Origin of the sequence: Candidatus Methanoperedens sp. (assembly GCA_027460525.1) — an archaeon.
GTDB lineage: Archaea > Halobacteriota > Methanosarcinia > Methanosarcinales > Methanoperedenaceae > Methanoperedens.
Genome location: JAPZAS010000032.1, coordinates 77142 through 103057, shown reverse-complemented (window position 1 = coordinate 103057; position 25916 = coordinate 77142). Strand labels below are relative to the sequence as shown.

At 43.8% G+C, this 25916-nt stretch carries 32 protein-coding genes and 3 tRNA genes; 20 read left to right on the top strand and 15 right to left on the bottom strand.

Annotated elements, in window-relative coordinates:
• Positions 1 to 8 precede the first annotated feature (8 nt).
• Positions 9 to 470 (top strand): hypothetical protein, encoded by a 462-nt coding sequence (locus tag O8C68_11535; GenBank protein ID MCZ7396422.1) that lies wholly within the window; start codon positions 9 to 11, stop codon positions 468 to 470.
• A gap of 264 nt (positions 471 to 734) precedes the next feature.
• Here the strand turns inward: O8C68_11535 and O8C68_11530 are convergent.
• Positions 735 to 930 (bottom strand) — tRNA-Trp (locus tag O8C68_11530).
• Positions 931 to 993: 63 nt separating this feature from the next.
• On the opposite strand from O8C68_11530, the gene O8C68_11525 reads away from it, so the two are divergent.
• Together O8C68_11525 and O8C68_11520 are read left to right on the top strand one after the other, a co-directional pair.
• Positions 994 to 1731 (top strand): hypothetical protein, encoded by a 738-nt coding sequence (locus tag O8C68_11525; protein MCZ7396421.1) that lies wholly within the window; start codon positions 994 to 996, stop codon positions 1729 to 1731.
• Positions 1728 to 2738, top strand: coding sequence for an isocitrate/isopropylmalate dehydrogenase family protein (locus O8C68_11520; protein MCZ7396420.1), 1011 nt, complete (start codon positions 1728 to 1730; stop codon positions 2736 to 2738). Before O8C68_11525 ends, O8C68_11520 begins: the two co-directional genes overlap by 4 nt.
• On the opposite strand, the gene O8C68_11515 is transcribed toward O8C68_11520, so the two are convergent.
• The 5 genes from O8C68_11515 to O8C68_11495 all read right to left on the bottom strand — a co-directional run bounded on the left by O8C68_11515 (position 2735) and on the right by O8C68_11495 (position 5013).
• A complete protein-coding gene (locus O8C68_11515; GenBank protein MCZ7396419.1) occupies positions 2735 to 3031 on the bottom strand; it encodes a hypothetical protein in 297 nt (98 codons plus the stop codon). The two genes, O8C68_11520 and O8C68_11515, sit on opposite strands and share 4 nt — an antisense overlap.
• 189 nt (positions 3032 to 3220) lie before the next feature.
• The gene (locus O8C68_11510) at positions 3221 to 3871 is read right to left on the bottom strand and encodes an HAD family phosphatase (protein MCZ7396418.1); all 651 of its coding nucleotides are present in this window, start codon (positions 3869 to 3871) and stop codon (positions 3221 to 3223) included.
• A 52-nt stretch (positions 3872 to 3923) separates the two neighbouring features.
• Complete coding sequence (locus O8C68_11505) at positions 3924 to 4154, bottom strand: hypothetical protein (GenBank protein ID MCZ7396417.1); 231 nt, start codon at positions 4152 to 4154, stop codon at positions 3924 to 3926.
• Positions 4155 to 4213: 59 nt separating this feature from the next.
• Positions 4214 to 4621, bottom strand: a complete 408-nt coding sequence (locus O8C68_11500; GenBank protein ID MCZ7396416.1) for a hypothetical protein — start codon at positions 4619 to 4621, stop codon at positions 4214 to 4216.
• Between the two features lie 2 nt (positions 4622 to 4623).
• Complete coding sequence (locus O8C68_11495) at positions 4624 to 5013, bottom strand: carboxymuconolactone decarboxylase family protein (protein MCZ7396415.1); 390 nt, start codon at positions 5011 to 5013, stop codon at positions 4624 to 4626.
• A 184-nt stretch (positions 5014 to 5197) separates the two neighbouring features.
• On the opposite strand from O8C68_11495, the gene O8C68_11490 reads away from it, so the two are divergent.
• Together O8C68_11490 and O8C68_11485 are read left to right on the top strand one after the other, a co-directional pair.
• Positions 5198 to 5620: a glycine cleavage system protein H gene (locus tag O8C68_11490; protein MCZ7396414.1), complete on the top strand. Its 423-nt coding sequence runs from the start codon at positions 5198 to 5200 to the stop codon at positions 5618 to 5620.
• Between the two features lie 41 nt (positions 5621 to 5661).
• Positions 5662 to 6090 carry a glycine cleavage system protein H gene (locus O8C68_11485; GenBank protein MCZ7396413.1) on the top strand — a complete coding sequence of 143 codons (429 nt, stop codon included), beginning with the start codon at positions 5662 to 5664 and terminating at the stop codon, positions 6088 to 6090.
• Here O8C68_11485 and O8C68_11480 read toward each other — a convergent pair whose 3' ends face one another.
• Positions 6091 to 6480 carry a Mov34/MPN/PAD-1 family protein gene (locus O8C68_11480; GenBank protein ID MCZ7396412.1) on the bottom strand — a complete coding sequence of 130 codons (390 nt, stop codon included), beginning with the start codon at positions 6478 to 6480 and terminating at the stop codon, positions 6091 to 6093. It abuts the gene before it with no gap.
• 62 nt (positions 6481 to 6542) lie between these two features.
• Here O8C68_11480 and O8C68_11475 point away from each other — a divergent pair.
• Both O8C68_11475 and O8C68_11470 read left to right on the top strand, forming a co-directional pair.
• Positions 6543 to 6616 (top strand) — tRNA-Lys (locus tag O8C68_11475).
• An 89-nt stretch (positions 6617 to 6705) separates the two neighbouring features.
• Positions 6706 to 6852, top strand: a complete 147-nt coding sequence (locus tag O8C68_11470) for a hypothetical protein (GenBank protein ID MCZ7396411.1) — start codon at positions 6706 to 6708, stop codon at positions 6850 to 6852.
• A gap of 22 nt (positions 6853 to 6874) precedes the next feature.
• On the opposite strand, the gene O8C68_11465 is transcribed toward O8C68_11470, so the two are convergent.
• The 3 genes from O8C68_11465 to O8C68_11455 all read right to left on the bottom strand — a co-directional run bounded on the left by O8C68_11465 (position 6875) and on the right by O8C68_11455 (position 8517).
• Positions 6875 to 7342, bottom strand: a complete 468-nt coding sequence (locus O8C68_11465; GenBank protein MCZ7396410.1) for a cytochrome c — start codon at positions 7340 to 7342, stop codon at positions 6875 to 6877.
• The gene (locus O8C68_11460) at positions 7339 to 7575 is read right to left on the bottom strand and encodes an SHOCT domain-containing protein (protein MCZ7396409.1); all 237 of its coding nucleotides are present in this window, start codon (positions 7573 to 7575) and stop codon (positions 7339 to 7341) included. Before O8C68_11460 ends, O8C68_11465 begins: the two co-directional genes overlap by 4 nt.
• 90 nt (positions 7576 to 7665) lie before the next feature.
• Positions 7666 to 8517, bottom strand: coding sequence for a sulfide-dependent adenosine diphosphate thiazole synthase (locus tag O8C68_11455; protein ID MCZ7396408.1), 852 nt, complete (start codon positions 8515 to 8517; stop codon positions 7666 to 7668).
• A gap of 151 nt (positions 8518 to 8668) precedes the next feature.
• Here O8C68_11455 and psmB point away from each other — a divergent pair, with 151 nt between their 5' ends.
• Together psmB and O8C68_11445 are read left to right on the top strand one after the other, a co-directional pair.
• The gene (gene psmB, locus O8C68_11450; protein ID MCZ7396407.1) at positions 8669 to 9298 is read left to right on the top strand and encodes an archaeal proteasome endopeptidase complex subunit beta; all 630 of its coding nucleotides are present in this window, start codon (positions 8669 to 8671) and stop codon (positions 9296 to 9298) included.
• 40 nt (positions 9299 to 9338) lie between these two features.
• On the top strand, positions 9339 to 11252 hold the full coding sequence (locus O8C68_11445) for a beta-CASP ribonuclease aCPSF1 (GenBank protein ID MCZ7396406.1): 1914 nt from the start codon (positions 9339 to 9341) through the stop codon (positions 11250 to 11252).
• Positions 11253 to 11565: 313 nt separating this feature from the next.
• Here O8C68_11445 and O8C68_11440 read toward each other — a convergent pair whose 3' ends face one another.
• Entirely contained in the window at positions 11566 to 13212 is a 1647-nt protein-coding gene (locus O8C68_11440; GenBank protein ID MCZ7396405.1) for a hypothetical protein, read from the bottom strand.
• Between the two features lie 326 nt (positions 13213 to 13538).
• Positions 13539 to 14504 carry a thiamine-phosphate kinase gene (gene thiL, locus O8C68_11435; protein ID MCZ7396404.1) on the bottom strand — a complete coding sequence of 322 codons (966 nt, stop codon included), beginning with the start codon at positions 14502 to 14504 and terminating at the stop codon, positions 13539 to 13541.
• Positions 14505 to 14580: 76 nt separating this feature from the next.
• Between thiL and O8C68_11430 the strand changes: the two genes are divergently transcribed.
• The 6 genes from O8C68_11430 to cofE all read left to right on the top strand — a co-directional run bounded on the left by O8C68_11430 (position 14581) and on the right by cofE (position 20299).
• Entirely contained in the window at positions 14581 to 15297 is a 717-nt protein-coding gene (locus O8C68_11430; protein MCZ7396403.1) for a twin-arginine translocase subunit TatC, read from the top strand.
• Between the two features lie 300 nt (positions 15298 to 15597).
• Positions 15598 to 16821 (top strand): dihydropteroate synthase, encoded by a 1224-nt coding sequence (gene folP, locus O8C68_11425; protein ID MCZ7396402.1) that lies wholly within the window; start codon positions 15598 to 15600, stop codon positions 16819 to 16821.
• Positions 16818 to 17435 carry a methylenetetrahydrofolate reductase C-terminal domain-containing protein gene (locus O8C68_11420; protein MCZ7396401.1) on the top strand — a complete coding sequence of 206 codons (618 nt, stop codon included), beginning with the start codon at positions 16818 to 16820 and terminating at the stop codon, positions 17433 to 17435. The genes folP and O8C68_11420 overlap by 4 nt, the downstream gene beginning before the upstream one ends.
• A 1-nt stretch (position 17436) precedes the next feature.
• Complete coding sequence (locus tag O8C68_11415; protein MCZ7396400.1) at positions 17437 to 18309, top strand: methylenetetrahydrofolate reductase; 873 nt, start codon at positions 17437 to 17439, stop codon at positions 18307 to 18309.
• Positions 18306 to 19544 carry a phosphomethylpyrimidine synthase ThiC gene (gene thiC, locus O8C68_11410; protein ID MCZ7396399.1) on the top strand — a complete coding sequence of 413 codons (1239 nt, stop codon included), beginning with the start codon at positions 18306 to 18308 and terminating at the stop codon, positions 19542 to 19544. The genes O8C68_11415 and thiC overlap by 4 nt, the downstream gene beginning before the upstream one ends.
• Positions 19535 to 20299: a coenzyme F420-0:L-glutamate ligase gene (cofE, locus tag O8C68_11405; protein MCZ7396398.1), complete on the top strand. Its 765-nt coding sequence runs from the start codon at positions 19535 to 19537 to the stop codon at positions 20297 to 20299. Before thiC ends, cofE begins: the two co-directional genes overlap by 10 nt.
• Positions 20300 to 20547: 248 nt before the next feature.
• On the opposite strand, the gene O8C68_11400 is transcribed toward cofE, so the two are convergent.
• Positions 20548 to 21030 carry an acylphosphatase gene (locus O8C68_11400; protein ID MCZ7396397.1) on the bottom strand — a complete coding sequence of 161 codons (483 nt, stop codon included), beginning with the start codon at positions 21028 to 21030 and terminating at the stop codon, positions 20548 to 20550.
• Positions 21031 to 21210: 180 nt separating this feature from the next.
• Entirely contained in the window at positions 21211 to 22302 is a 1092-nt protein-coding gene (locus O8C68_11395) for a hypothetical protein (protein ID MCZ7396396.1), read from the bottom strand.
• A gap of 168 nt (positions 22303 to 22470) precedes the next feature.
• Between O8C68_11395 and O8C68_11390 the strand changes: the two genes are divergently transcribed.
• Together O8C68_11390 and O8C68_11385 are read left to right on the top strand one after the other, a co-directional pair.
• Complete coding sequence (locus tag O8C68_11390; protein MCZ7396395.1) at positions 22471 to 22878, top strand: AbrB/MazE/SpoVT family DNA-binding domain-containing protein; 408 nt, start codon at positions 22471 to 22473, stop codon at positions 22876 to 22878.
• Positions 22879 to 22944: 66 nt separating this feature from the next.
• Positions 22945 to 23280, top strand: coding sequence for a hypothetical protein (locus tag O8C68_11385; GenBank protein ID MCZ7396394.1), 336 nt, complete (start codon positions 22945 to 22947; stop codon positions 23278 to 23280).
• Between the two features lies 1 nt (position 23281).
• On the opposite strand, the gene O8C68_11380 is transcribed toward O8C68_11385, so the two are convergent.
• Positions 23282 to 23355: transfer RNA gene (locus O8C68_11380), tRNA-Val, on the bottom strand.
• Positions 23356 to 23457: 102 nt separating this feature from the next.
• On the opposite strand from O8C68_11380, the gene O8C68_11375 reads away from it, so the two are divergent.
• From O8C68_11375 to mcrD, 3 genes are all read left to right on the top strand, one after another.
• The gene (locus tag O8C68_11375) at positions 23458 to 23766 is read left to right on the top strand and encodes a DUF2098 family protein (GenBank protein MCZ7396393.1); all 309 of its coding nucleotides are present in this window, start codon (positions 23458 to 23460) and stop codon (positions 23764 to 23766) included.
• 309 nt (positions 23767 to 24075) lie between these two features.
• Positions 24076 to 25380: a coenzyme-B sulfoethylthiotransferase subunit beta gene (gene mcrB / locus O8C68_11370; protein MCZ7396392.1), complete on the top strand. Its 1305-nt coding sequence runs from the start codon at positions 24076 to 24078 to the stop codon at positions 25378 to 25380.
• Positions 25381 to 25390: 10 nt separating this feature from the next.
• Entirely contained in the window at positions 25391 to 25912 is a 522-nt protein-coding gene (mcrD, locus tag O8C68_11365) for a methyl-coenzyme M reductase operon protein D (GenBank protein MCZ7396391.1), read from the top strand.
• The last annotated feature ends 4 nt before the right edge of the window (positions 25913 to 25916 follow it).

Genomic DNA, 25916 nt, shown 5'->3' with positions numbered 1-25916 from the left:
GGGTTTGGATGAAGCTATGGGTGGCTCTATACGCGATGATCTGGATTGTGCTCATCGAGTTCCTCCTCGCTATGACCCCTGGAGGCTCGTCGGTTCTGATTTATCTTCACATTGTTCTCGGGATCGCCATCATAGGTCTCGCATTCTACAACTTCTCCGGGATTCGGAAGACCCGCGTCCCGGGCCGGGTGAAACGCATCGTGCAGGTGAGTTTCAACCTTTCAGTGGTGGCGGCCATCCTCGGGGTACTGCTCTTCTTTGACGTCGGCAAGGCAGCGGTCATCCCGCTCATCAATGTCTCGATTTACGGGCTCATCCTTTTCTTCCATGTCGTCACCGCCTTCGCGATCATCACCCAGGCAGCCGCGGTCGCGATTGCATACGATATGTGGGAGGACCACGAGTTCGAAAAGGAGACGGAGCCGGGGATCGTGCCGCCTCTGCCCATGCCGCAGAAAGGTGCCCGGTGAGCGTGGGAAGACTTGCCCTCAGAATAGCGGTTGTAATAACTATGCCGGCATTACTGCTAGCTGGCAGCGCGGACTTAAGATAATATGGCGTGAGCGAATAGGCATCGACGCAGATGATTCTCTCAGTGACCTCCTTCACCCATTTTGACTTCATGCATGATAGGTGCATCTCCACGCTCTTATTCACTCTCCGCTCTATTCCTTAAGTCCTCAGAGAGCGATTGAAATTAATGCCTCTAAAAAGCGATTTGAACCTTTGTTGTATGGGGCTGGTGAGATTTGAACTCACGATCGACGGGTCTCTCCGAAAACGCCATGAGCAGCACATGTTCAGTGCTCCAACGGCTCATCATCGCTTACCTCGTCAGGCTTGCTCAGCAGACCCGTTGCTCATCATAACACCCGGATTAACCGGTTTTCCGCTGGAGCCCGTCGCCATGCCGGACTAGGCCACAGCCCCGGCATCGTTATACTTATCCGAATGCTATTAAAACTATCTAATCATGTGGTAGAGAGCAGAATCATGATCCAGGAAAAAGCTATAAACAATGCAGCGCTGCGCGGTTTGGATTGGTTGAAAAAACAAAAGCCTGTTTCAGTAAAGGATATATCCCGCGCACTTGGGGCATTGTCCTTGTGGAATGAACCCGCACATGAGTTAATTGAATTATTGCAATCAAAAAGAAAAGATGGGTTCTGGGAAACTGATTCGTCTCTTCTTGATACCGCAAGGGCATGCAGTGCGCTGGCCGGATGCGGGGTAAAACAATCCAGAACAATCCAGTGGATACTTAAACAGCAAAAAAACGATAACTGGAGCAACAACGAGATTGATACAGCCTATGCCCTGATAGCTCTCGGGGATTTCAGCGTGAAAAATGAATCGGGGTGCAGGTGGCTTTTGAGCAATTACGGGGAAAAGTGGGAATATGCGGGGACGACATCGCTCATCATCACAGCTCTCCTGAAACAAGATAGAAATAAATACATCGAATTCATAAAAAGCCGCTCACGGTGGCTCCTCTCAAAAAGGAAGTCAGGAGGATGGACTCATATCGCCACAAGCAACCTTGCGATACAGGCATTGATTCTGGCAGGTGAAGAGGATATCCTGCCTTCAATTCAGTGGCTCCTGGAAAAACAGGAAAATGGCAATTGGGGGAATGTCACTTCAACCTCGCTTTCGTTAATTTCGCTGAGGATGTATCTGGATAAATTTAATAGCGATATGGTCTATGAGGAGGCAAAAGGAAAATTATGAGCAAGAAGGCAGCGGTCATTAAAGGCGATGGGGTAGGTCCAGAGCTTGTTGATAATGTACTTCGGGTAATGGAAGCAATCGGCACGGATGTCGAATTCATCGTATGCGAGGCGGGTGCGCAGTGGTGGGAAGAGCACGGCGGGGATTCGCTTATTCCCGATGAGACCTGGGAAATACTGGGCAGTACAGATGCTGCTTTTAAAGGTCCGACCACTACGCCGGGGGGCGCGGGTTCACCGAAGAGCGTGGCGGTTTCAATCCGCCAGAAGTTCAATCTTTATGCCAACGTAAGACCGATAAAATCCTTTCCAAGCACCTCAAAACCCCTTGGAGATGTTGATTTCGTATGCGTGAGGGAAGGCACGGAAGGGTTCTATTTTGCCAAGGAGATCCAGTTGACGGATGATGTTTTTATCTCGATAAGAAAGATCACGCGCTCAGCGTGCAGGAACGTGGCGCGCTACGCGTTTGAAGAGGCGGCACGCCGCGACTGGAAGAGCGTTGTTGCAATACATAAGAGCAATATACTGAAGCAGACGGACGGGACATTTATCGAGGAAGTCAGGAAGGTTGGCGAGAATTATCCCATAGAATTGGAGGAATACCATATCGACAATATCGCGCAGCAGTTGATCAAGAACCCGCAGATTTTCAACCAGAAAATCCTCCTTTCAACCAATCTTTTCATGGATATTCTGAGCGAGGAGTGCTCTGCGCTTGTGGGCAGCATCGGACTCATTTACTCGGCAAATATAGGGGATAAATATGCCATGTTCGAGCCTGCGCACGGCTCGGCGCCAAAGTATGCAGGACAGGATAAAGTAAATCCCGTGGCTACCGTACTTGCAGGCGCATGGCTGCTCGATTACCTGGGAGAGCACGAGAATTCAAAAGCCATCTTTGAAGCCACGGAGAAAGTAATATCTGAGGGTAAATACGTGACCTACGACCTGGGCGGCAGCGCAGGGTCAAGCGAGATGGTGAATGCGATTATCGGAAAGCTCTAACCGAAAATCATTCCCATGCCGCTTGCAGCGTTCTCCTCTTCTGCGATAAATGCGGCTGTAACTATTTTCTTTTCCTCGCCCATGAGTTTTTCAAGACCGCATCCCTCAAGTTTTCCCTCGGCGCGGTCGATGTTTTCAGAATTGGCTTTGATAAAAAGAAAATAACCCTTGCGTTCTGAGCCCATGAGCCTGCACTCCCTGACGGTATAGCCGATGCGCTTGAAAAAATCGTCCTCTAATACTTTTGCAACGTCGTTGCTTACCTTGTCTTCATAGAAATAAACGGATTCCATAATTCTTTCCTCAAACTCTTAAATGGCAGTGGCGGTTAATAAATAATTCCAGTGGGCTCAGATTATCGCTATAAGGATTTTTACTAGCAATCCTATCATTATTGAATAAGTGACCCCTATATAAAAACAACCTTTTTTGGTTGTAAATTAAAAAACAACCTTTTTTGGTTGTATTTCTAAAAACAATCCTTATTGCCCAAAGAACAGATGCCCTAGATATTCCTTCAGCATATTATGCTTTTCAAGCACAACATCTGCATCCTTCAACCTCTGCGCTTCCACGTATGTCGGGATTGCTATGCAGAATAAGCCTGCCCTCTTTGCCGATTCCACCCCAAGCGGCGAATTCTCGATTACTATACACTCATCGTTGCTTATTCCAACCATCCTGACAGCTTTCAGGTAGGGTTCAGGTGACGGCTTTCCCGCAGTAACATCATTTCCAGTAACTATGGCGCTAAACCTGTCCGGGAAAAATCGCGCGATTATCTCCATGACAACCCCCATATCCGAACCCGAAACAACTCCGAGGAGACACCTATTTTTCAGGAAATTCAAGCACTCGTATATTCCTTCAAACACCTCCATTTTATTTATCCTTGCAAAAATCTCCCTTTTTTTCTTTGCAAGCACGTAAAAATCCTCAGGCTCCGGAGTCCTCCCAGCCTTCTCAAATACCAGCCTGATTATTCCTTCATGATTTGAACCTTCAAGGCCATAGATATCCTGCCTTCTGATATGGATGCCTGCCTCGGCAAACACGACTATCCACGCGTCCGCATGATATGGCATGGAATCCACAAGTACGCCATCCATATCGAAAATCACTGCCTTGAGCATCGATTCATATCAACCCGAAGATATGATAAAGATATCCGATAGCAATGATTTTTTATACAGGCACTTTTTCAACCTCATCGAGGAAGTACACGTCAGGCTTGTCGGCAACACCAGCCCTCTGCATCGCCTTTTTCGTGTCCTCGGATTTGACGAACTTCCTGGCTTTATCAAGGCTGTCCCACTTAAAGATTATCACTGTCTCGTTCGGGTCATCTGCATTTCGGAAGAGACGCCCTCCTCTGGAACCGTAAGTTTTGCGGGCAGAGCCGTGCTCATCGAACACAGGCTTCCACTTGTCAAAAGTCCTTGACTTTATGCCGGATAAGCAGGTACGGCATGGTATTACTTCCATTCCCAGAATTTCGCGTGCGTATTCCCGTTCTCATCGGCTTCATATTCGAAGATAACGGCAACATTATTGAGGCGCGCTAATTTCGCAGATGCTGTCTGTAAGTAATTATCTCCCCGGAAGCTAACAGCAGAGCCACGCCCCGTGAACCTTCCAACTCCATGTCCTATCCAGGTTAGGTTTTCTCCGTCCTTGGTCATTATTACTCCCTGTCCCTCCCCGTAGAGCCCTCCTCCGGGTCTCATGACAGACATGTACGTTACTAAATTGGTCGCATCCACTCCAAGAAGCTTTCCGCTCATCTGTACCGAGGTTTCAACCTTGGGGTACATCCCCTCGGTTGGAAGCACTCTGTACCCTGTTATCTTACCTTTGAATTCACCTATCATTTCCCCTAACATTGTTATTCACCCCCCGTCTTCAGATACTCGCCTATCTTCTCGAACTCTCTGGCGAAAGTATCATAGTCGTAGTGCTGGGCATGGATAATGGCGCTCCACCTTGCGGTGTAGCTGGCAAGGAATGCGGTCTCGGCAAGTTCTTCCTCGGTCGCACCGTTCATCATAGCTGCGCCCTTGTGGAAAAGCGTGCAGTAAGGGCACTTTATATTGGCTGCGACAGCCAACCCCATCAGTTCCCTGTACTTGGCTGGTATCTCGGTCTCTTCAAAGTTATACTTCTTGAAAAGGGGCCATTCCTGGACAAGGACTTCTTTCGGCAAAGCCTTCATGAAATCAGGAACTATACCCAGTGTCTTCTCTATATCTTTAAGTGTATTTTCATATGCTCCCATATTTTACTAACCTCCTTAACATGGAATTCGTCCAAAGAGAAAGAAATAGCAAGCGGATGAATTGCATACACTTTCCCCAAGCGAACAACATTTTAACTATGGTCTGTCCGTTCATAAATCTTTTGGCGCAGCACACACAAGCATTGCAAAAGTATTTTATACCCATCTTCAAATTCTAAGCAGCATGAAGGCTTACGAGTTTGAGTTCCCTGAAGACAGGTATTACCTCAAGAACCATGTATGGTTAAAGCAGGAGGATAAGGAAATCCTCATTGGAATTACAGAACTCGGGCAATCCCTTTCCAAAGGAATAGTACACATAGACCTTCCGCAGGTGGGGGATTCGATTAAGAAAGGGGACATGCTTGTGGCTTATGAAACCATAAAAGCTGTCTCGCAGATATCAATTCCTTTTGATTCAGAAGTCACAGAAGTCAATGAAAAACTGTGGGAAGACCCCAACATCATTAACGGCGACCCGTACAGCGAATGGCTCGTAAAAATAAAAGGCGAGCTTAGCGAGAGCAAGGTAATGAAAGTAAAAGAAGCCTCGGAATACTACAGAAAACTAATCGCAAAAGAGCGTGAACGATATGCAGATAATTAAGTTTATATATGACCATGTATTCAATTGACTGAGGCAAAAACATGGTGGAAATAGATGGACATAACCTTCCAGATGATCTGTATTATACTAAAGATCACACATGGGCAAGAGTAGAAGAGAATGGTTCAGTCACTGTTGGCATGGATGCATATGGTGCAAAAGCGGCTGGCAACATAGAGTTCATAGACCTTCCGATGGAAGACGATGAATTCGAGGCAGGAGAAGCATTTGGCTCGCTGGAGTCTGCAAAATGGGTGGGCGGACTGCTGATGCCTGTCTCAGGTACAGTTACCGGAGTCAATGAAAATATCGAGGATGAACTCGGGCTACTTGCAAAAGACCCCTATGGCGAGGGCTGGCTGATCAAGGTTAAGCCCAGCAATTTAAAAGACGACCTGAAGACTCTTGTTCACGGGGAAGATGTTGGCCCATGGCTTAAGAAAGAGATAGAAACCCGCAAGAAGAAATAACTACCAGTTCTCTTCGTTTTCTTTAAACTCGTAATCGACTATCTCAAGTTTGACAGGTTTTCCCTCTTTATTGTAGCATGTCCAGCTTGCGATAGTATAAGGCGCCCCTGCAATTATATGTATCTGGCCTTTTGCATCGAACAGTTCAAGGTCGGCGGTTGATGGTCTTGTGTCGCCTGTTGGATGGCTGTGCACCGTTCCCACTGTGCGTATATTTGGAAGCATGAATAATTGCATTACCGCGCTCTCATCGGTTGATTCGGTTCCGGGGACGACCACGACGTCTGTTATGACATCGCCATCTGCGGAAAGCATGCCGGCAAACTCTTTTGGATACGAGGATTTGCAGACTTCGAGTATGAAATTTAATGTATCGCGTGCAATTTTCATGGTATAGTAACTGCGAAATGTATATATTTAGATAGCATGATTAGAGGAAAGCCCTTTCTATTGGGCTGGTAGCTTAGACAGGCAGAGCGTCGGACTCTTAATCCGACGGTCGTGGGTTCAAATCCCTCCCAGCCCGCTTTCGGAATCTTACAGGATAATCCCTGTGCTACCCAAAGAAAAAGTATAAATATAATTATATATCGTATATACATATCAGGTGGTTTTATGAGTAACGAAAAAATAATAGGCTACGTACTTTACGCAGTGGGAATAATAGGCGGTGTGGAAGGAGCAATTGATAAGAGCATACCGATAAGTGTAGTGGCTCTTATCGTAATAGTAATCGGCAGCTACTTGCTTGATAAGAAATAAAGGTTCAAGTTCAGGATAGCGGTTACTTCAGACTCTTAAGATATTCGAGCAGGTCGTTAAGGTCGCTATCTGACATCTGCCATACAGGCATTGGCGGCTCAAGCCTCTTTCCATCAGCATCAACACCTTGCGTAATCGCCCGTTTGATGAGTTCGTCGGTATATGGTGTTTCATTCCCGCCCCCTGCTGTCAATGTAGAATATCTGATATCCGATGCATCAAACGTCCACATCATCATCCTTCCCCGCCCTCCTTTCCCGTCTACACCATGACAGGCGGCGCAGCTCATCATTCCACGCATTGCCATCGTTCCTATTGATGAAATAATGGGTTTACCCGAATTCGACGTGGCTGTGAAATATATCCTCTCCCCGTTGCTTTTGAAACCTGACGTTGTGTATGCACTGTACGATGGCGAATAGAGGGTCACCGCAAAAAGCCCTATCACGCCGACTGCAATAAGGATTATTGCAATTTTCGGGCTTTTCATACCAGGTCTTTCTTTTTCTCTTCGAACTCTTCCTTGCTTATCTCTCCGCTGGCATACCTTTTCTTCAGGATTTCAAGGGCTGAATCCACTCGCTTGGCGCCGCCTTCCCACAGGTATTTGATAAGGAGGACAAGCCCGATGAGCACAAGGAGCCAGAAGATAAGCCCTAAAATCCACCAACCACCGCCCATCATGCCATAGCCATAACCGTAGCCGTCCATCATTCCTTGCATATTTTAACCTCCACTAATAAGAATTGATTTTAGAACTATAAAAAGATAGGGGTTGGGCTCTCACCCGAACTATCGTACCGGTTGTATAATTTACTCGGTCACGAGGACATCAGGCGCTCGATGGCTGATTTTCAAGCCTTTGCCCATGCCTTTTACTTTTACTCCCATAATCTTCTCATGCGCAAGCTCTGCCGCTTTCTTTCCTGCAAGCAGCATACCGCCGAAAATCGGTCCCATGCGCGGCGCACCGTATGTTGAAGTGGCAGCCATGCCTGCCACAATCAGGCCCGGATATATCTCGTGGGTGAGATCTACGGTCTGTTTTTCTGCTTCATCAACCCACAGAGAGCCGCAGCCTGGCGGTTCAGGGATGGTTAATCTCTTTTGCTGCCAGAGGCGTTTGACAAGGACTGAATCATGTCCAGTCGCATCTATTACCACCTTTGACCTTATTGCAATCGGATCCATGCATGTAATGAACTTGGGCATGCGTTGTACCGGATACCACTGGATAACCACGCCTTCTACATGGTCTTCCTTGAGTATCAGGTCTTCCACGTTCGTAGAGTTGAGTAATTTCACACCTGCATTACATGCGCTTGCCAGCATCTTTGAGACCATCTCAAAAGAATCGCAGACATAAAGTCCGTTTCCAGCGTCTTTGAGATTTACGCCGCACTCTTCGAGTATCTTGTTAGCAGGTGCCCCGACTGTGTTCTTGGGCATGAGATAACCTCCCTGCCACATACCTCCACCGCCGTAGATGTTTCTCTCTATCATAACGGTCTTAAAACCTTTTTCTGCCGAGTATTTTGCCGCCGCCACTCCGCATGGTCCTGAGCCAACCACAACAACATCGCTGTCGAGAATGTTCTGCATAAAATCATCCAGGAATTCATTCACTATTGTTCTTGTGACATGTATCTCACTTATGTTCGTCATAATTTCACCCTAAGTTAATAGGGCTTCTGCTAACTATAAACTTTTCTGAGAATAATAGACAAAAAACGCAAAAACCTTTAAATACCCATAGGCAAATTATAGACTGCTAATTTTCTCATTTTTTGTGATGAGGTATCTAAGAGGTATTTAAATGGATAATACAGAATACAAAGGAACAACCACAATCGGGTTAGTTTGCGATAAAGGCGTAGTCTTAGCCACCGAGAGAAGAGCAACGATGGGGCACTTTATTGCAAGTAAGGACGCAAAGAAAGTCTATCAGATAGATGACCTGATAGCAATGACCACCGCAGGCTCAGTAGGAGATGCGCAGAGGCTTGTAAAATGGATGCAGGTCGAAGCCAAACTCTATAAAATGCGCCGGGAAGAGACCATGACCGTGAAGGGAATAGTAAGTCTGCTTGCCAATATACTGAGCGGTAACAGATACTTTCCATACTTTGTCCAGCTTCTTGTCGGAGGCGTTGATAAAAACGGACCGGGTATCTATTCTCTTGACGCTGTCGGCGGAATAATCGAAGAGAAAAAAGCTGTGGCAACGGGGTCAGGTTCGCCTATGGCATACGGTGTGCTTGAAGACAGATATGTAGAGAACATGCCTGTAGAGGAAGGGGTCGAACTGGCAGTACGCGCCCTGCATAATGCCATGAAGCGCGATTCAGCATCGGGCGATGGCATTGATGTAGTAAAAATTACTCCTGATGGATACATACAGGTAGAAGAAACAGAAATAAAGAAACTGCGCGAAACCTTTACATAAACTTTTATTTTATTTTTTGTATTTTAAAAGGAAACTTACGATGACAGTTGAAGACGTATTAAATGAGCTAAAACAAAAAATAAGAGCTCAGCTTCCCAAAGACATCACGATATCTGATGTGGATTTCGAGGGACCCGAGCTCGTTATTTATACAGAAGAGCCAAGAAAATTCGCTGATAACGGCGACCTCATAAAGAACCTTGCCAAGGAATTGAGAAAACGACTGGTGGTGAGACCAGACCCAAAGGTGCTGGAGCAGCCTGAAGAGGCAATTACTGCGATTTCAAAAATCGTCCCTCCAGAATCCGGGATATCCAACCATTACTTTGACGTGGACACAGGCGAGGTCATAATAGAAGCCGAAAAGCCCGGGCTGGTAATTGGAAGGCACGGCGAGACCCTGAGGGAAATCACGAAAGTCATCGGCTGGACAGCAAAAGTAGTTAGAACCCCGCCGATGAAATCTACGACTGTGAACAATATCCGCCAGTTCCTGCGTGCAAATAAAGAAGAACGAAAGACCTTGCTGAAAACCATAGGCAGAAAGATACACCGCGGAGTTTCTTCCAAGGATAAATGGGTGAGAATTACCACGCTCGGCGCCTGCCGTGAAGTGGGAAGAAGCTGCTTTTTACTCTCGACCCCCGAAACCCGGATATTGATCGATTGCGGGGTGAACGTAGCCGGGGAAGACAATGGAACACCCTATCTCTATGTACCCGAAGTGCATCCGATAAGCCAGATAGACGCAGTTGTTCTTACGCATGCTCATCTCGACCACATAGGTCTGGTACCCTTACTGTACAAATACGGGTTTGAAGGACCAGTTTACTGCACTCCCCCGACACGCGACCTGATGGCATTATTGCAACTGGACTATATCGATGTTGCAGCCCGTGAGGGAAGGAAAATCCCTTACGAATCAGCCATGATCCGCGAAGTTCTGAAACATATCATAACATTGAACTACGGCGATGTCACGGACATAGGCCCGGATATGAAGCTGACGTTCCATAATGCCGGTCACATACTGGGTTCTTCGATTGCGCACTTCCATGTGGGAGACGGTCTGTACAATATCGCTTTTACAGGAGATATGAAATACGAAAAGACGCGGCTTTTCGACCCTGCAACCAATGATTTTCCCCGCATTGAGACTCTGGTGATGGAAGCTACGTACGGTGGATCAAGGGATATGCAGCCCTCAAGAAAAGAGGCAGAGCGGCATCTTGTGCAGATTGCCAAGGAAACTCTTGAAAATGGAGGAACCCTTGTTATCCCAACATTTGCTGTGGGAAGAAGCCAGGAAGTCATGGTAGTGCTTGAGGAAGCCGTACGGAAGGGATTGTTGAACGATGTCCCGGTTTACCTTGATGGGATGATATACGAGGCAACTGCAATCCATACCACGCATCCCGAATACCTGAACAACGAGCTTAGAAACCTGATTTTCCATAAAGGCATGAATCCATTCCTTGCGAAATGTTTTGTGCAGGTGGATTCGAAGGAAAAGCGCCAGAAAATCCTCGATGACCGCGAGCCGTGCATCGTTCTGGCGACCTCTGGTATGCTCAACGGCGGACCTGTGATGGAATACCTGAAGGCTTTTGGGCCAGAGGAAAAGAACACCATTGTTTTTGTAGGCTACCAGGCAGAAGGGACGCTGGGAAGGCGCATCCAGAAGGGCTGGAAGGAAATTCCCATTCATGCGGCTGGAGGAAAGACCGAAACAGTCAAAATCAATATGCGTATCGAGACTGTTGACGGGTTCTCGGGTCATTCGGATAGAATGCAGCTTATGGAATACGTCAGGAAAATGAGACCAAGACCAGAGCATATCCTTACCCAGCACGGGGATGAGAAGAACTGCATTGACCTTGCAAGCTCAATATATCGTAAATTCAGGATAGAAACACGCGCCCCTATGAACCTTGAGACGATAAGGCTGGCTTAGGTTTCTCGCAGAACTGCGCTGCTGGTGAGAAATCTTTACAGGCAAAAAACGCTATCAAGTCCTGTATCCTTCATTTATGTGCATCCATAAGAATATCTGAACCCACAGAACCATCGAGAATAAAAAATGAGGGCACGTGCAAAATTACAAAAAATTCATTTGAAGAAATGGGATGTGTAAATAATTTTGTTTGTTGCCACACCCGAAACCTCAAACATTGCCTTATCTAAAGTACATATGTAAGGTTGATTTTATTATAAAGTTCCGAAGCGCGAACCAAAAGACAATCTGTAATATAAAATTTCAACAAAAGCTATAGATATTTTAAAAAATCATCTTTCTCAAATGCTTCTCTAATTTCTATGTTTTCATACTGACAGAACTCGAATAAATGCTTGAGAAGTCTTGCATTTTGTTTATTGTTAAGATTGTCTATATGCACTCTTATGTCTTCCGAACTGTTGAACACTTGTTTAACAATGGGATAAATAGAGTCTACAATTTCCTTGAGCTTTGTACCCTTATTAATATAGAATCCTACCAACCAATAGTAATAACAAACGCATTTCAATTGCATATCAGCTTTTTGATTAGACTCTTTAGTATCTGTAATCAATTCATGAAGTTCTTTTATCATACTTTTTATTTTTATCCTACACATCTCTGCATCTGGTATTTTTCCTTTACGTCCATCATTTATTGTGTCAAGAGCATATAAAAATGTTCGGAGAAAAGGAGTTCTCTCATTGAATATCTCGTTAAGATATTCTTCTAAAATTATTATATCACTGTTAATCTCTTTTTCGTTGTTTATTCTAAATTGCTCTGGTGCATAATATTCCGCTCTAAAGAAGCTTGCTTTTAAAAGATCTTTCCATTTATTATCATCTATTTCTTCTTGTTTTTGTATTATTAAATATAAAAATGTAGTGACATTAAACGGTTCTTCTTTCAGTTTATGAACCAACCTCTTCTTACCTGATTCAACTTTACTAAATCCAGCGTCATTTGCTGCCTTCTCAAGCAAATCCAACATACCTGGCTGATTATCTTTCTCTGGAACTGTTATATAACAGTAACCATCTTTTTTCAGTAATTTATTAAAAGAAAAAATCGAACTGTATATTGCAATTGGAAACTTTTCCATAAAATGAAGTGTATGAGTGCAACTTACTAGTGTCACAAGATTCTGATTAAGATTTACTAATGGTAATGGCACCGGGAAAAAATTTCCATTATCTATATGAAATTTTTGTTTCCACTCAGGAATAAAATCTTGTGCAAAATATTTAAATTCAGTATCAACTTTATTGTTATTCCTCTTCTTTAGAGCCATTAGAGCCTTAAATTGACCAAAATTCGCACACCCTGCATCATACATGTCAGAAAATCGATCAATTCTACGTTCTATTTCTTCTAAAAGATGGAATCCTATCAATTGTACTTCACGTTCAGCCCAAGAATCAGAATATACATTTATCCAATTTTCATGCCTAGCATATTTAATTTGCATATCAATGCTCTCGAATTTGGTCATATTAGCTAACAAAGGTAGAACATTATCTTCTTGGGGAATTTGTTTAATTAGTTCCAATGGACTTTTGGGTGTATCTCTTTTCAAGGGGGTAAACTTGGCCTTAGTAGAATCAACCAATATATTCATGATAGCTGAATTGTCCAACCCTGCAACTATTATATTTTTTTCAATCATTTCATTTTTATGAAAGTTATTTAATTCTGGTTTTTTATGACTTTTATCGTATAAGTCAACTAATATATTATAGGCCAACAGGGCTATTTCTATTAGTATCAAAATGGGGAGTATACCCTCAAGGTGGATGAATCCGACTAATGATAATAGAATTATAAACCCTATAACCATAAAAATCAATACTCTAATAGTGAAAAATCCATTTTTCCTTATCCAAAGAATTACCTTTTGTAGACTCATTCTAGGCATGATTTAATTCCATGTAAAATTTTTCATAATTATTACAATTAAATTACCACCGAATGATTATTTGAATTGCCAATATATTAAATCTTTGCCAATAAGTTCATACAATATGTGGAAGTATTTGGTGAAATGCCAAAATTGTTGGTTCTTTTTGCATGGCAGTATCTTATATCCAATAAATAATAGTGAACCAAAGGAGAAATAAAGTGTAATCGCTTTCATGCTAATTTCGTGCCCCTTTTATCTCGTTACTAATCAGAACAACGAATATAATTTGGAACCCTCATGTACCCCACAGATGCCTCCGACCTCGGTCGGGAGTCCGTGACTCAATCCCTGCCGAAATGCTCATACCCTTTCGCCTTGAGTTCCTCCAGCCTGCCCGCTCTTTCGATAAACACCCCGTCCTCAATAACTTCCCCGATTACAGTTAATCGGCAGGCTTTTCTTGCCTTCTCAATTTTATCCGGCGCTACCGTAAACAACAGTTCAAAATCCCCGCCTGTAAAAACAACAGCCTTCATCAAATTCTCTCCTTTGAATAACCTTTTTACTTCAGGCAGAACAGGCAGCCTGTTTTCGTATATTTTAAACCCCACGCCGCTTGCTTTGCTTAAATCGTGAAGCGAAAGCGCCAGTCCATCGCTTATATCCATCATGGACGAAACTGCGCGGCTCTGTGCAAGCGCCATGCCTTCATTTATTCTTGGAACAGGCTCAAACAATGCATTCAGGATTTCCTGGCTGACCTTCATTCCCTTATCCAGAGCAAGAAGCGCTGCACCTGCCGAGCCTAGATTACCTGTGGCGCACACAAGGTCACCTGCCCTAGCCCCGCTTCTTCGTATGAGCAATTCCTTTTTCACAAGCCCCAGCGCAGTTCCTGCCATTGTGAGTTCCTCATGAGAATCCGTATCCCCTCCTATTATCTGAGTCCCGAATCTTGAGGCGCAATCTGCCATGCCTTTGGCGATATCCTCGACAAATCCAAGCTCGGTGTCAGGCGGGACGCCCATAGCCATCAATACACCGAGCGGTCGTCCCCCTTTCGATGCCAGGTCGCTCAGATTTACCGCAACCGACATCCATCCAATCTGCTCACCTCTCATACGGAGAGGGAAATCAGTTTTCCGGTGAAGCATGTCAGTGGTGGCGAGGAGATATTCTTCCCCGCCAATATCCAGCACAGCGCAGTCATCCTCACCCGCCCCAACGATGATGTTACCGTCTGGTTTTGCAAGCATGTTTGAAATGCGGGCTATCAATGAACGCTCACTAAATTCGCCGACTTTCATTAAACAATAATCTACTTCAACCTCTATAGAACTTTCTTTACGCATGTTTATAAATAATAAGGATTCAGTAAATGCGATGAACGGCGTACCCGGCGACGAAGAAATGCCACTGGTTGAGCATGTCAAAGAGCTGCGCTTGCGAATGATGACTGCAGCAGTTCCGGTTGCGCTCATTACAGCAGTTGCTTTTCTTTTCTCGGGCAAACTTTTGCAGCTGATATGGAACCAAACAGTTCCCGTGCCAATGACAATATATTCACCGATGGAACTGATTATCACAAAACTCACGCTGTCCCTCATGGTCGCGCTTTTTATAGGCATACCGCTTGTGGTTTACGAAGGATTCATGTTCGTGGGAAAAGGACTTTATACGAAAGAAAAACTGTTTTTCCTGAAGATTGTGCCTTTTTCTTTTGTCCTGTTCCTAGCCGGGGCATCACTTGCCTATTTCGTGGCTGTGCCTCTGATATTCAAATATACCATACTTTATTCGATTGATGTAGCAATCCCGCAGATTTCTGTTATAAATACCATTTACACTATAATAACGCTCATTCTCGGCTTTGGGCTTGTTTTCCAGTTCCCGCTTCTTCTGATATTTGGTATTAAGATGGGACTTGTGAAGAGCGAGTACTTAGGAGGAAAACGCAAGATAATTTACGGTGCATTTCTTGCATTTGCATTATTTGCATTATTCGTTTCTCCCGACCTTTTAGCAATATCGGAATTGATGGTTGCAGCATTGCTTGTGGTGTTATTTGAACTCAGCCTTATAGTAGCCAGATTTTTTTAATATTAAATTCATGCACCTTGACATGTATTCTCCAGATGAAATTATGCTTGCTATTTAAGTCGGTATGAAGAAAGATGTGAATGGTTTGAAATTCAATATTTTTCCAAACGTGAAGAATTACACAACCGAATAGCATTGGCTAAAAATTTTTATCCAATCTTCCATCATCATTATCATCAACATAATTTAATTTTTCCAAAAGAAATAAAGGGGTTAAATAATGAGGTTGGTATATTAGAGAGATAGGATCCCTGAAAATACGCAAACCTTATGAGTACTTAAAAAGAATTGTGGTAAAACGTGATAGAAAAAACCATTGCAGGAGTGAAAGTCGGAGATGCTCAACCTGCACGAGTAATGGGCGTGATAAATCTAAGCAGGGAGTCTTTTTATAAGGGTTCTGTTGTATCGTTGGATTCTGTTCTGGATGCTGCCCTTAAGATGGTCGATGAGGGCGCTGATTTCATAGATGTGGGCGCACGTTCCACATGGCCGCAAGCTGTGAGAATTTCAAAAGACGAGGAGCGAACCCGCCTCATACCTGCAATAAAGACCATGGTTGATGTTACAGTGCCAATATCCGTGGACACTATGTTTGCCGATATAGCGGAGGAAGCACTTGACGCAGGGGCACGGATTATCAACGATGTAAGCGGGTTTACGGCAGATGCACAGATGATAGAGGTGGCGAAAGAGCACGAATGCCCTGTGATACTGATGGCAAGCAATGAAGTGCCAGGTGATCCGGTGGGCATTGATGCTATAATGGATTCGCTGGAGAGGATAATATCTCAGGCAGAAGGAAGTGGAATAGCTCCTGATAATATAATCATAGACCCTGCCATCGGAAGATGGACCCCAGAGAAGCTTCCCATGTATGATTATGAGACCATAGATAATCTATCGAGGCTTCGTATTTTCGGAAAACCCATACTTGCGGCAATATCCAGGAAATCCTTTATCGGAGAGAAGCTTCATAAACCAGCAAATGAAAGGCTTTATGGAAGCCTCGCTGCCACTGCAATTGCGGTGCGAAACGGTGCACATATTATCAGGACGCATGATGTTGCGCCCACTCTGGATGCCGTGAGGGTTGCACAGGATACAAGAGCAAGGATACCAATGGTGAGGTCTGGCGATTTCGAAGCCGAACTGCTTGACATAAGAAATCAGGGAGATTCCGTAAGACTAATGAGCTCAATCGGGGCAACAAGAGCAGGAAGCCAGGTCATGAAGAGTAAGACAGTTTTTTTAAATATCCTGTTAAAGAACATATCCACAACCGAGGCATTGATAATAAAACAGGAGATGCTTGCAAGGGGAGGGGATGCAGCCCTTCCCCGGGGGGCAGTATCCCATGAAGTGGATAAAGTAAATCTGGTCATCTTCGGCACGCAGCTTCAGGTTGAACGTCTTATAAAAAAAATAAAATACCAGGTGAGGGAGCTGCCTTTGATTGCAGATATGCTCACTGAATTAATGAACAGGAAAAATGACGCCGTTTTCAGGTATTCTAAAACATGATAATATCAAGGCAAAAAAAATTCAGGGAAATCCTGCGTAATCTGAAGGAGCAAAACATTTTCATAATTGGCTGCGGGAAATGCGCAACCAGACTTCATGTGGGCGGCGAACCTGAAGTGCTCGAAATGGAAAAAGGATTGAAGAGAGCGGGTAAAACCATAGCTGGATGGACAGTTTTAAGCTCTGCATGCAGTATACCTTCGTGGAAGGAAGTGCTGTCCCAAAATCCGGCGATAAGAGAATCTGATGCACTGCTTGTTATGTCCTGCGGCACAGGTGTGGCAGCAATCTCAAGGTTTGCAGATATAGTTTATCCCGCTCTTGATACAGAATCACTAGGCGGATTCTCAAGTGATGAAATAATGGAAGAACAGTGCAATATGTGCGGAGAATGTACGGTCTGGATGTACGGGGGTATATGCCCTATCGCTCAGTGTGCCAAAGGCTTGCTGAACGGACCCTGCGGAGGCGCAGTTGAGGGAAAATGCGAACTGGATGAGCGCCCCTGCGCCTGGGATGCGATTTATGAGAAGCTGAAAAAGCTCGGGAAGCTTGAATATCTTGAAATTATACACGAACCCAGAAACCATGCAAAAAAGCTTCGGGGGAAGTAGCTTGGGCTTCAGTGAAAAAATTCGCTCAGGAAAATTCGTAATCACAGCCGAGATAAGCCCACCAAAAGGGACGGATACAGAAATGATGCTGAAAGACGCAAGCTTTATAAAAGACGTCGTGGATGCTGTCAATATCACCGATAACCAGAGGGCTGTAATGAGAATGAGCCCGCTGGTAGCATGCTGTATCCTTGGGCAAGAAGGATATGAAACCATAATGCACCTGACCTGCAGGGACCGGAACAGGCTTGCGCTCCAGTCAGAACTTCTTGGAGCCTGTGCGCTTGGAATAAACAATATACTGGTAATGTCAGGAGACCATCCTGCAAAGGGTGACCATGAAGGCGCAAAGCCTGTGTATGATATGGATTCGGTGCAGCTTCTTGGATTGATTCAAAAATTAAATCGCGGGTATGATTTTTCAGGTAATAGATTAGAGAGCAGGACGGATTTATGTGCCGGTGCGGTTGCGAATATGGAAACAAACGAGCTTGCACTTATCAAACTTAAAAAAAAAATAAAGATGGGTGCACGGTTTATCCAGACTCAGGCTGTTTTTGACGCAGGCAGCTTTTCCATGTTTGTGGCTGAAATCAGTGATATTGGATTTAGACGAAGCAGAATAATAGCTGGCATAATTCCATTAAAATCGGAAAAAAGTGCAAGATTTCTTAATAAAAATATAGCAGGTATCAAAATCCCTGAGGATATAATCCACAAAATGCAGACTGCAAGGAATCCCAAAGTCGCCGGGATGGAAATTGCAGCAGGGTTAATCGAAGAACTGCGCGACATGTGCGGCGGCATACATATTATGCCAATCGGAAATCATGAAAATACAAAGGCAATACTTGAAATGGCAGGTATTATATGAAAACGCAGGTAGAGCAGGCGAAGGATGGTAATGTAACGGCGCAGATGGAAACGGTTGCGAAAGTCGAGAATATCAAGATCGGGATTTTGCTTGAACGAATTGTAAGTGGAAGTGTGGTTATCATGGGCAGGGGAGAAAAACCGGTTGGCATAGGCAGAGGTCTTGCAACAAAAGTGAACGTCAATATAGGCACCTCCTCATTAAAGATCAGTCCTGACGAGGAAGTAAAGAAAGCCCAAATTGCGGAAAAGTACGGGGCTGATACCATAACCGACCTCTCAATGGGTGGATATATCACAGGAATACGGCGAAGAATACTTGAAAATACGACGCTTCCAATTACCACTGTACCCATCTACCAGACCGCAGCCGAAAAAGGTCTTGAGAATATGGATGAGAAGGACATTATCAAGAATATAAGAAAGCAAGCTAAAAAAGGTGTGAGTTCTTTTGTACTCCACTGCATAGATAATAAAACGCTTGGAATGCTGAAAAAAAGGAAAAGGATAATGGGCATAGTATCCAAAGGCGGGTCGATAACAAGCGCTTACATGATGCTCAACAGGTGCGAAAATCCGTTCATCGAGAACTTTGATGAGATATTAAAAATACTGAAAAAATACGATATCGTCCTCTCGCTTGGAAACACCATGCGAAGCGGATGCATCCACGATACGCGGGATAAGGCGCAGATAGAGGAAATAAGACAGAACGTGGAACTTGCAAAACGGGCACATGAGGAAGGTGTGCAGGCAATTATTGAAGGAATTGGAGGACATGTACGTGCCGACAGGATAACCGAGTATGTCAGGTTCCATAAGCGGATGTCGGATTTTCCGCTTTTCGTCGCGGGTCCTTTACCCACTGACGTGGCAGTAGGATACGACCATATCGCTGGTTGCGTGGGTGCAAGCATGGCAAGCGGAGCCGGCGCGGATTACCTCTGCTATATCACGCCGTCCGAGCACCTCGGTCTCCCTGGTCCTGAACAGGTAAGGGAAGGGCTTATAGCTTTTAAGATAGCTGCGCATATAGGTGATTCTATAAAATACGGGCTGAATGAAAGGGATAGGAACCTTGCAGCAAAAAGAGCAGAACTTGATTGGGATGGGCAGCTAATGTATGCTATCGACAGCGAAAAGGCAAGGGTGCTGGCGCCAGAGGAGGGACCGTGTACCATGTGCGGAGATTTCTGTGCCATAAAAATAATGAAAGAGGTGTACAAATGCAAGTAATCGGCATAAAAACACCTCTCATAAAACCGGGTGATGATATTGCAGGGGTTTTAATAGATGCAATTGGCTTTGCCGGCAAAAGATTGCAGGATAACGATATAATAGTGCTTGCAGAATCTGCAGTTGCAAGTGCAGAAAAACGTGTTGTCAAACTTGAAGATATTAGGCCCGGCAAAAAAGCGATTGAACTCTCAAAGCTTTTTGAAAATGATCCGAGAAAAATGGAATTAATAATTCAGGAATCCGATGAGATACTCGGAGGGATTCCGGGCGTGGTTGTAACCATTACCAAAGGCGTGCTCTCGCCAAGCGCGGGGATAGATAATTCCAATGCGCCCGAGGGGCACGTGGTGCTGCTTCCTGAAAACCCAAAAAAGAGCGCCATTGAAATCAGGGAGAAGCTGATGGCGGAATACAATTGCAACATTGTCGTTATCATCGGTGATAGCAGGACGCAGCCGCTGCGCCTGGGATGCGTGGGCATAGCGCTGGCATGCGCAGGCATGGAGCCTGTGGAGGATGTGAGAGGAAGAAAAGACCTTTTCGGGAAACCTTTATTGATCACTCGCCGGGCCACTGCAGATAACCTTGTTTCTGCGGCGCAGATAATAATGGGCGAGGCGGATGAGAGCACGCCAGCGGTGCTCATCAGGGATGCGCCGGTTAGATTTATCGAGGGCAGCATGGATATACCTGTGATTCCACGCAATGAATGCCTGTATTTTGCTTGTTTTGATAAACCACAGAGGTGCTGAGGCACGGGGTGCCAATCTCTTTCCCTCTGTCTCCGTGGTGAGATTCCGTGTTCAGTTAATTTTATCTATGATGAATTCTTATTGATTAAAGGTATAAATAAATTTTGTATTATTGTTGATTTTTAGAATGTTAAAATAAGGTAATCGGAGCATTTATAATTTTTCTTTTCTTATGAAAATATCTGAGATATTTAAAAATCATTTTATTAATTTCGTTTCGATTTTAATTGAAAAAAGGATGCTTGTTTTTATCTTTCAGCTAATTTTTCGAGGATTTTCTCAAGACGCTGGTTGTGCTCTTTCATCCCTTGGTTGTGCTCTCTCTGCTCAGTAATAAAAGAATCAAACTTGGAGTTAATTTCTGGAAGAGCCGAAGTATCGCTTTTGATGTCTTTTAGTATGCCAATCCCAACGTCCAGCTTCCTATTGGTGTCAGCAAGCTCGTCGGTGTATAACCTTATGAACCTCTGCGGAAGATAAATATGATAAGGGATTTCTTCTTTTTTAATGTCCTCGATTAATGCGCCCTTTTGCTCCCCTCTGATTTGTATTTCTTTTAAAAAGTTGCTGATTTCGCTGGAGTCTCCACAACAAACCATTTTGACGCTACCGTCAGGGTCGTTAAAGGCAAACCCTTTAAGGTCAAGCAGCCTTGCAATGTCTTCTATAAGGCTTCTTAAACCAATATCCTGGACTTTTCCAGTCACCATTACGTTATAGCATTTCTGCATTGTTTTTATTCATGGCTGTTATGTCATATTAAATTAACCTTCACATGCAGAAAACATCTATGCATGCAGGAAGATACGGGGCTGATGCTTGAGTTCATGGAATTGATGAAGTGGGAGCCAAAGCTTTTGGATATTCTTAAGGGTGCGTCCAGCGTGGGCGTAGAAGCGAAGAAGTAATGCCTATTCGGGCTTATTTCTTACAGACTTAAGCCTTACAGACTTAAGCTTTGGATTGCGCATTGCCCATTCTTGTTCATACATGGATTTTAAGAAGTCAGGGTCTTCGTAATACGTCCTTATACCAAGGCATTCTATATCCTCCAAAACATTAGCTTTGTGCCTGTTCATTTCTAAAACATCCTTTTTTGCTTCTTCAGATGCTTCGTTTTCCATAATATCATGAACCACACATATCTCGAAAATCTTGTCAAAAAAAACCCATGTCCTTACTTCGGGCGCATCTTCGAGAAAGCCGAGAGAGAAAATAGAGAGAGGATGCTTTTCAAGATGTGCATCCACTGTTAAATTATATATTTTTGTAAGCTGTTCTTCTAACTCTTCGTGGGTGTTGGTCAAGCATGCCTTAAAAAAATAAGGAGACATTCTGAGTCGATTTTTAAATTTGTTTTTCAATTCGTTTTTTAGTGCTTCATTCATTTCATTGAGGTTTTTCTCTAATTCGGCTTTCGATTTCTCGAATTCTTGGTAGGTGGGAACGATATATTTAGGATTTTCTTTCCTAAATTTTAAACAGGACTGTCGTTGCTGCTCATCCCCGCCAGAAGGGCACCCAGAGGGGCACGGTTCTGGTAAATCTCTCAAACACATGTCGCAATCGATGGGTTTCGGTTCACTCTTCTGTCTCGCCTTTTCGTAATCAATTAGCCAGTCCTGCTTTTTAACCAGCATTTCAAGAATCTTATCGTTTTTTTGTAAGGTATTTAGAAGCTCGTTCTCTTCCTGTTTGGAAAATGTTTTTTGAGCAAAAACACTTCTAAAAAAATTCAAAACATAAAAACCGCTATCGACTTCATAGGAAAGACGACACAGGTTGTTTTTATACATTCCTTTATTACGCCTTCCGCTATTGATTATTTGTGGAGCGACGGCAACCACTTTATCTTTCTCCAAATATCTTAATGCTTTTGAAACGGTAGATTCTTCTTTTTCTATCTCTTTGGCTATTTGTCTTTGTGGTTTATTAGAGCCATCTAATAGTGATAAAATAATTTTAATCTGGGTTTTTATAGATTTATTCTCATTAGATTTCATATTAGATTATAATAGTGAAACTTAACTTAAAGCTTTTCTAAAAACCACTTGAATTTTATTCTATTTCTTTAAAACAGTCTTAAAACCACTTGAATTTTTTAATCTAAAATTCAAGCACTTTTATTTAGTTAGTAATATATAAATAGTATGGGATTCTTAATAGACTATATGGTAAACAGAAAACTCCAGTTCGCAAACGGAAGCTACTTTACCGTGATTCTAAGAGCGTTAATCGATGCTCTCGGACTTAATCCAGGCGATAAGGTAAGCTTTGGTATAGAAGATAAAAAAATCGTTATTGCGCCCGCCACACTGTGTAAAGATGCAGCGAGCGCGTTTGCCGTGTTCTTATTGTTCGCTAAATCAGTTTCATACCACTTCTTAAACATGCTATCTTCAAACGTAACATCTTTATCCAATGCTTTCATAGTATTGTCTGCGGTCTTACTATCCGGAAAAGTATATAAGACAATATTCACTATAAAATTAAAGGTGATAATCATGGGCGGAGTAATCGGTCCAGCAGAAATGGAAAGAATCCGGAAAAGACGCGAAAAGAAGAAGAAAAGCCAGTAACTTTTCTAATCAATATCCTGCGATATAGTTTAACTTTATTTTTTTTATTTTATTCGTTTTAAGGTGATGTTCTTGGACGAACCCAAAAAAAAGAAAGAATTTAAACTCACCGCCCTGAATACCGACAATAAAATCGTGGAAATCATGGTACATGAATGTCCGCTCTGCAGTGAACTTATTCCAGAGGTGGGAATCTGCCATGCATGCAATACACCTTATACCCATCTGAACACGGTTGAGAATTTTAAGACCGGTTACCTGCATTATATTTACGAATGCGCTTGCCCGCCTGAGCAGCGAAGAGCCCAGAAAATCCTTAAAATCACCGAGGTTGTTGACGATAGCAGGCTAAATATCCGGAAAAATCTTGCTGACGATTTCCTAAAGTCAGGCGGGTATTAAATGGGCCCGCGGAGATTCGAACTCCGGATCTCCGCCATGTCAAGGCGACGTCATAACCAACTAGACCACGGGCCCGGTTCTTTTCCAGTAGTGGATAATCGCTATTAAACCTATCGATAAAGCTATTTCATGCTGAAAACCGCAAGAATTAAGGGGTATCAGTACTAATATGAATTGATGAGTGAAACACCGATATTTGATTCGGGAGGCAGTCCTTTACACGTAGGGAAGTCGGTACTCTATGCGCCTACAGGCACGAAAGGTAATATAACCGAAATCATGTCAGATGAGGAAGGCACATGGGCACTTGTAGATAAGACTAATCTGTATTATAAACCCGAGGTTCTTACAGTGATAAAGGAAGTCGAAGAAAAGGAAATTGGAGAAAAAACATTCACTCGTGAGGAAGTTGGCGAAAAATTAGAAAAGGAGAAGGAAGCTGCTCCAACAGAAATGAGCGATGTCAGTGTAGAAAGTGGTGGATAAAATATAAATTATAGATTTATATTTATAAATTAAATTCCTGATGCATCGCCGCAGTTTTTTATACGTGTTTATTTTATAATGTATTATCATGAATGATTCGTAAGCTTTAAGTAGTTTAAAGGAATTGGTAGGGTGTACAAGGGATTGTAATGGTTGTTCGATACAATAAAAAACAATGTGATAGGGGAATTAAATAGAACGTAAGCATCTTATTTTGGGTTCTATACTCTATCGCCTTGCGTCGCTCGTTTGTTGTATCGCTTCCAAGTGAGCAATTTCTTGGAATATACAAATAGGAGGTAAATAAACGTGGCTGACACAATAGACCTATATAGCGACAGAGGAGCAAAACTCAAATCAGGCGTAAACATAAATGAAATTAGCCCGATGAGAAATGCCGCTATCAAGAAAATAGTCACCGGTATAAAGCGAACAGCAGCCGTTGACTTGGCCGGAATCGAGAAAGGCTTAGCTACCGGAACACTGGGTGGCAAAGGCAGAAAGATTCTGGGAAGAGAACTGAAACTGGATATAGTAAAGAACGCAGCGAAGATTCAGGCCGCCGTTGCCGATCTGGTGAAGATAGAGAGTGGCGACGACACCGTTGTAAATTCATTGAACGGTGGCAAGCAGTTAATCGTCCAGGTACCATCTGCAAGAATCGATGTAGCAGCAGAGTATGTATCATCATTAACCTGCTCAGCATCAGCGGTAACACAGGCAATAATCAACCAGTTCAATGTCGGAATGTTCGATTCACCGACCGTCAAGTCCGCAGTCTGGGGACAGTACCCGCAGACACTGGATATGGTGGGTGGAAACGTAAAATCAATCGTCGAAATCCCGCAGAAAGATGAAGGCTTTGGTTATACCTTGCGAAACGTCATGGCAAACCACCTTGCAGCAACCTGCAAGTTCAATGCTATGAACACAGCAGCACTGTGCTCGACCCTCGAGACCGTGGGCGTCTTTGAAATGGGAGATGCAATCGGCATACAGGAGAGGCATAGATTACTGGCGTACTCGCACCAGGGCTTGAACGCAAACAACATGGTTTACGGCACAACAAAGTCGCTGGGCAAGACCGGTACCATCGGTTCAGCTGTCCATGCATGCGTCGAAAAGGCAATTGCAGATAAGGTAATAAGCGCAGATAAGAAATTTGCATCTGGCTATACTACCTACAAGACCAATGATGTCGGAAAGTGGAACGCGTACTGTGCAGCAGGCACAATGGTAGCAACACTCATTAACTGCGGTGCAATGAGAGCTCCACAGTCGGTATCAGCAGTATTGCTGTACTTCAATGACATCATCGAGAAAGAGACCTCACTGCCAGGATGCGACTTCGGTAAGGTAGAAGGTGTTGCAGTCGGATTCTCCTTCTTCTCACACTCCATATATGGAGGCGGAGGACCTGGAACATTCAACGGCAACCACGTAACCACAAGGCACTCAAAGGGACTTGGTGTACCATGCGTAGCAGCAGCAGTTGCGCTTGACGCAGGTGTACAGATCTACAGCCCTGCAAAGACCTCTCAGTTAGTAGGAGACGTCTTCAGCTCAGTAGACGAGTTCAGAGAGCCGATAAATGCTATCGCGGAGGCCGTATAAGGAGAATTGAATGGTAAAAACTGCTTCAGTCACGGGTAAACCCATCCAGGTAAAAGTATTTCCGCAGCGATTGTTACAACCAGAGACAGCTGAAAAAGTCTTAAACGAGATTGATCAGGTCAAGGGTGTAATAAGAATGCTGTTAAATGGGAAAAATCTGCCCAGAAAGGTCACATTCGGACCTGGAACGGGTGCAGATGTTAACCACCCCGATATGGAGATAATTCATGTAGGGGATTGTGCATTCGAATTGCATATCATAGTCGGAGAGATTATAGTCGAGGTGGAGAATGAAAGTGCCATGGAGGAGGTTAAATGTGCGTGTGAGCGAGCGCTTCCCTTCCCCTTTGAATTCAAACGTGGGCACTTCATAAAGAGAAGACCAACTTTGACCGATTACGGCAAGTATGGGTTCAAAAGCAAGACTGATGAAACAATCAATCTTGAGGATGAACGAATGCTCGGCTTAATCGACCCGCATGCAAAAGCGGAAACAAACCTCTGTATCGTTAAAACAGAGGAAAAACCATGAGTTT